The following is a 5271-nucleotide window of genomic DNA, read 5'->3' on the forward strand; positions in this document are numbered from 1 at the left end:
TTCGTGGATCCTCTGATAGCCTTTCAGCTTAACCACGGCGCCGATAGCGACGCGCTACGCGCATTCCATCGCATTGTCCATGATCGGAATGGTAACGATACAGCTGACTTCCTGTTTCTGCCAGTGAACGATGCCAGCGCTACGGATCTTGATCGCCGCGGCGACCATTGGTCGCTGCTGCTCATTGATCGCCGCGCGCGGGAAAGGCCGGTCGCCTATCACTACGACTCCTTCCGCCCGCTCCACCACACCATTGCAACAGAGCTCGCAGAACGGCTGGGCGCCAGCAGCCTGCAACCAATGGGCATGGCCCGGCAGCGGAACAGTTTTGATTGCGGCGTCTTTGTGCTGGATGCCACGCGGGAGCTGGCTCGACGGTTGGCCCAAGAACCGCGGCCACGCCGCGAGTCGCTGCACCTCGACAATCTCGTCGCCGATCGGCGGGCACTTCAGGAGCGGCTCATGGCTCAGCCGCCTGCGCGAGACCAGTCTGCTGGCCCTTCGCGAACTCGATGATTGGGCTGATCAAGTTGTTTGGAGCGGCTCTCGCCGGCAGAGAATCGGACAAGAATAGCCGCCGCGGTACCAGGACGTGACCGACGCAGATCGGCTGGATCTGTCGCAAACGCCTTTAAGGGGGAAGAACGGGCGGCTTTCGGATACACTTCACCCTGCCCTCGAACCTGTCGCGGACGATGGTCTCGGCAACGACCTTGTCGATCCCGCCACTATCACCATCGAAGCGGACAACCACGCTGAGATCGCCTTTGGCGCCCTGCAAGCTGGCCTCGATCTCACCTATGGAGCGGAGCGGTCAAGTGGTTTATTCCCGAAAAGGGCTTCGGCTTCATTGCTCCCGAGAACGGTGAAAAGGACGCCTTCGTTCGCGCTACTGCGCTGATCCGCTCAGGGCTAAGCGTGCTGATGGAGGGGCAGAAAGTGTCTTTCCAATACGGGCAAGGCAAGAACGGCCTGGAGGTTCGGAGCATTCGCCTGGTCCAGGCGGCGATAGGTTGGCCTTGGCCGAAACTACCTTCATACAAAAGAAAAGCCCGCTGCCGGGAGGAGGTGGCAGCGGGCTCGATTTTCGAATACGGCGCGGGAGGAGGTGCACCGCATTCAGTATCGGCATCCATCTGGGAGGAGAGTAGATGGCCGACAGCAAGATGATACCGACGGGCCGCCGATATTGCAATGCACAATTTCGTATCGCAAATGCGAAGGTGACGACAAGCCTGCCTGACAACAAGCCCGATGGTTCCATCTGCCCCAGGGCGCTAGCCAGGCCGATTTGGCGTGCGGCCTCGCCGCGGCCGCCGCCGCATGAAGCGGGTTGCTTGCCAAACCGATCCGAAAACCCGCGTAACCTGCTGTAAAGACCGGTTCGGCCGAGCCGAACCGCACCGATCCGTTTGGCGGCATCGCGAAATATTATTTTCCCGAAGCTGCGGGTTCTTGGATCCGGTTGGATTCCCAATTCAACGGTATGGCGGGATTGCAGGCAATCGCGCCTGACTGACGCGTTCCACATCAAGTCTGAGGTTTTCAGGCATCCCATGGCCTTCCACCTTTTTGTCCCCATCCTTGCCGGCGCGACGATCTCGAGCGGCTGCTGCGGCAGGTCGAGTTGCAGGCGACGGTGCGCTCACACCGGACCTTGCTGTGCGAGGACATCATGTCGCGCGATGTGACCAGGCGCGGTATTTGCTGCTTGATTACAACATCCGGTCGCTACCGGTCGTCGATCTGGAAGCGAGGCTGGTCGGCGCCGGGCGGGCTCAGGGAGCTGGCACGAGCGGCGGACGCTGTAATAAGCGTGACGTCGCCGGCGGCGACCGCTACGGCAAGCGCACCCGCGATGAGCCTGCTGCCGGTGCTCACCGACGGTCGCAGCCACGCCGCCATCATCGTCGATGACGACAGGCGCATCCTCGGCCTGATCACGCAGACCGACCTGCTGGCTGCAACCGCGCCCGCGCGGGCTGCAGACCAGCCGCAAGGTGCAGACAAGCCATTGGCGGCAGCGCTACAATAGTCGCCACCCCGAAAAAAATGTTCGGGAAGCTTTCCCGGCAAGCCTGTCCAATGTTCGACCGGGTTTCGATCCGGAGCCTATATTTGTTTAGGCGACATTGCCCGCCGCCCGCTTCCGGCGACATACAGCTTGTCCGCGGAGGCCGAGGACATTGTGCAGGAGGGTCTATGCCAGGGACCTTTCGTCCATATCAATCCCGTTCGCGGCGAGCCTCGCTCGTGCCCATTGTCGAGTCGAGCAGGCGGAAATGTCGGCTGCTCGATGGGCTGAACTCCTCCCAAGCAGACCGGGCTTTCTCAACTTACCGGTCGCGCTCGCCGGCCCTACGTTTGGATTTTGGCTGGTGAAGGCGTCGCCGGACGTTCGGCTTGAGCGCGTTCCTGACGTCCTTGTCGGCGACCGTCAGATCGAACCATTGAGGATCGAAATGGCCACCGCACCACCGCCTCATGTCGCGATGCTCGGGATCTTCCCGGTCGGCCATGATGGCCAGGAAATTCTCAAAACCGCCGATGCCGCCGACATCTTCCGGTGGCCTGGCGTGGGCGCCGTCGATGCAAGCCGCTGTCCTCGGAATCGGATCGAGGGTGAGGAATTTCTCGATGGTGACTAGATGCTCCCAGTGATCGCCGAAGTCGTAGAGATAGATGAATGAGAGGCCTGGATGGTGCTCGAAATCAAGAAGCCGGACCTCATTTTCATCGAAGGAACGGGATCCGCCTTCATATTCCATCTCGCCAAGCTGTTCGGGATCGCCATAGGACAAACCGCCAACCCGAAACTCATGCAGGTGGTAGTTCCACCAGTTGAAGGCGGCCTGGATGACGAGATGCAATTGTCCAAGATGCCAGTTCCACGGAACGACCACGCGTCGCCAAACCGCCGGCTCGATGCCGGCGAGCTCGATCCTGATTTGTAGCGCATTGGGTTCCTGGAAAAGCATGTACGTTACTTGGAACTGTTTTGCCTCAAAATTGTCAACCTCGGTGTCGCGCCACTTTCGAACGCAGTGTCGAAGTGCGTCCGACCGCGGTGAAGAGCAATTCGACACGCTTGGCCAGATTGCGCATCTCCTCTGGTACCCGGCAAATAGAGCATCGGCGTCGCTGGTTCGCGCCGCGACGCAAATCGCCCGACGCGACCAGCGGCACGCGCTTATCGGCGACCCCAGCCGCAGCACCGACCGCAGGTTCGGCGAGGCGAACGGACCCTCCTACCCGTTCTCCCGATGCAAGGTCCCCCGGCTTGCGAGACGTCGTTTCACTATAGACGGCGCACGCGGTCCGGTATCCGCTGCATCTCGCTTTCGCGCAGCGCGGCCGCGACCTCAACCGGCATGCCGTGCTGGGGATCGGTTTCGTGTCCGGCCGGGTCCCAGAGGTGGTCCCCCACAAACTTCAGCGCCAGGCTTTTCGAGGCCGGCCACGGGAAAGAGGCACCGGTCGCGGCCGGCGCCTAGGCCTCAAGGGTTCTCTTCGAATTCACAGAACGCCTACGTCAGGTCAAAGTCAGCTAGGCTGCGTATCGTTGCTGCAGGGCTTACCAGACCGCACTCAATGAGCCTCTCAGGAGTGAGAATCGTTATGTATGGTCGAATTGGTGGCTCTCTGCGCAGACTTGCGAGCAGCCCATATTTCATTTTCAAATGGAGAGCGGTATGGATGGTTCGCAGTTCAATCCTCGGCAGTTGAATCCGTTTGCATCAGGCTTCGCGCAGCAGAATACCGAGATGCCGGTAGGGCAACAGGCGGACGACTCGAGCCGGCAAGCGAGCTTTGAGCAGCAGCTGAGCCAGTTACAGCCCCCTTCGTCTGAGGAGGGCGGTGGAGGGATCCAGAGCGCGGGCTTGCGGGATAACCCGTTCAGTGGCCCGGAGGCGGCGCAAGGACCGGGTCCATGGCGCAATAGCGGTAGACAGCAACCGGAGTTTGCGGTGAATAAAGAGGTCCGCGTGGGCGCAAAGCGCGAACGCTTTGGGCCCTTTGCCGAGGACAAGGAGCTTGTTTCCACCTTCAAGAAAGCAGCCCGCGAAGCGCAGACGCACGAGAGGACTGTCAAGAGATTGGTAGGTGATCTGCACCATTTAAGCGGCTGGCTGTTCCAGGAAAATCGGGGCCCTATAACCGGCCGGTTTGACCGCGATTCGCCTGGCCATGCTTCTTTTGTCGCCGATGTGCGGGACTATCTGAAGGATGGTGGCCGCTTTGCTGTCGTTGCGCAGCTGAACAAGGTTGCCCCCGGGAGCCTTCCTTCACGAGACCAGCTAATTGGGGAGCTCCCTGCCGAAGACGCCGATCTCTTGGCAAGGTTCCGGGTAGGCGCCGAGCAGCGCAATGCCGCCAAAGGGGACATCAAAAACAGTCTTTCCAGATTTAGGGTGTTTGCTCGGTGGCTCCAAGCAAACGATAGGGACCCTCTAGCTTCTCTGTTGCGAGGCGGTTCGCTAGACAATGAAATTTCGGAGTACAGAAGCCTGGGGGGAGACCCTCAGAATCGCCTTAAATGCGCTCTGGCTAATCTCCCGCGGCTCTTGCCTGGGGGTGAAGAAGCCGAAGCGCCCGGATCCGAACCCCGTGGCATTGGGCGGCCCCGTCACCTGGCTCCTTATCCCGAAGACGGCCCCCTCATTGATGGTGCGCTCGGCCAAGCCTTGAACGATCTTAGGACCCCGACTGCGGCGCAGAGGCAGTTTGCCCAGAAGCGGGCTACACGTCTTCGTGCGCTGAGTGAGTGGCTTCAAAAAACGGGCAGGGGGGGGAGCATAGCTGGTCGACTTAACGGCTCTAACAATGAGCAGTTAACGCTGCGGAACGATGTGGAAGCGTTCAAACTGACTGGAAGCAGAGTACACGCTCCCGATTTGTCGCATCTTCGGAGCTACTTAAAACTCGTCGAGGCGAACCAAGGGTCGGGGCTGCAATCACATGAGCAGTCGGCTTTGCCAGCCGCGCAGACAGCTCGGCAGACCGGCGCGCTGAAGGAGCTCGCCTCGCTGCCCGCTACCCCGAGCGAGGGAGCTCGGGCCTTCTGGAGCCAGGCGATGCAAGAACCCCCGTCATCATCAACTGCCATGGCTCCCTCAGACGTCTTCCGTGAGGTCGCGGGGCGCGACGATGCTCACTTTCCGCCAGAGCACTCTGCCAGGGCCCGTTCAGACACCTACGGCGGTCTTGAGTCAATCGTTGATCTGAATGCGCCCACGCCATCCGAATTGCGCGACGATGCTCACTTTGCGC

At 60.6% G+C, this 5271-nt stretch carries 4 protein-coding genes and 2 pseudogenes; 5 read left to right on the forward strand and 1 reads right to left on the reverse strand.

From position 1 onward, the window contains the following. The 4 genes and pseudogenes from ACFFNA_RS39245 to ACFFNA_RS39260 all read left to right on the forward strand — a co-directional run. On the forward strand, nt 1-516 hold a 516-nt coding region (locus ACFFNA_RS39245; RefSeq protein WP_378925656.1), incomplete at its 5' end, for a Ulp1 family isopeptidase. Between the two features lie 76 nt (nt 517-592). Beyond that, nucleotides 593-901: a hypothetical protein gene (locus ACFFNA_RS39250; protein ID WP_095088717.1), complete on the forward strand. Its 309-nt coding sequence runs from the start codon at nt 593-595 to the stop codon at nt 899-901. Continuing rightward, entirely contained in the window at nt 850-1170 is a 321-nt protein-coding gene (locus ACFFNA_RS39255) for a cold-shock protein (RefSeq protein ID WP_378925661.1), read from the forward strand. Before ACFFNA_RS39250 ends, ACFFNA_RS39255 begins: the two co-directional genes overlap by 52 nt. Before the next feature lie 421 nt (nt 1171-1591). After that, nucleotides 1592-2035, forward strand: a pseudogene (locus ACFFNA_RS39260) (CBS domain-containing protein); the annotation flags it as partial. Nucleotides 2036-2336: 301 nt separating this feature from the next. On the opposite strand, the gene ACFFNA_RS39265 reads toward ACFFNA_RS39260, so the two are convergent. Then, nucleotides 2337-2978: a plasmid pRiA4b ORF-3 family protein gene (locus ACFFNA_RS39265; protein ID WP_378925658.1), complete on the reverse strand. Its 642-nt coding sequence runs from the start codon at nt 2976-2978 to the stop codon at nt 2337-2339. Between the two features lie 714 nt (nt 2979-3692). On the opposite strand from ACFFNA_RS39265, the pseudogene ACFFNA_RS39270 reads away from it, so the two are divergent. Further along, nucleotides 3693-5271 (forward strand): annotated as a pseudogene (locus ACFFNA_RS39270) (hypothetical protein); the annotation flags it as partial.

This window comes from Mesorhizobium kowhaii, assembly GCF_042431665.1.
Taxonomy (GTDB): Bacteria; Pseudomonadota; Alphaproteobacteria; order Rhizobiales; family Rhizobiaceae; genus Mesorhizobium; species Mesorhizobium kowhaii.

Coding starts and splice junctions, on each gene's coding strand:
- ACFFNA_RS39265 (WP_378925658.1), bottom strand. CDS start 2,978: ATGCTTTTCCAGGAACCCAATGCGCTACAAATCAGGATCGAGCTCGCC.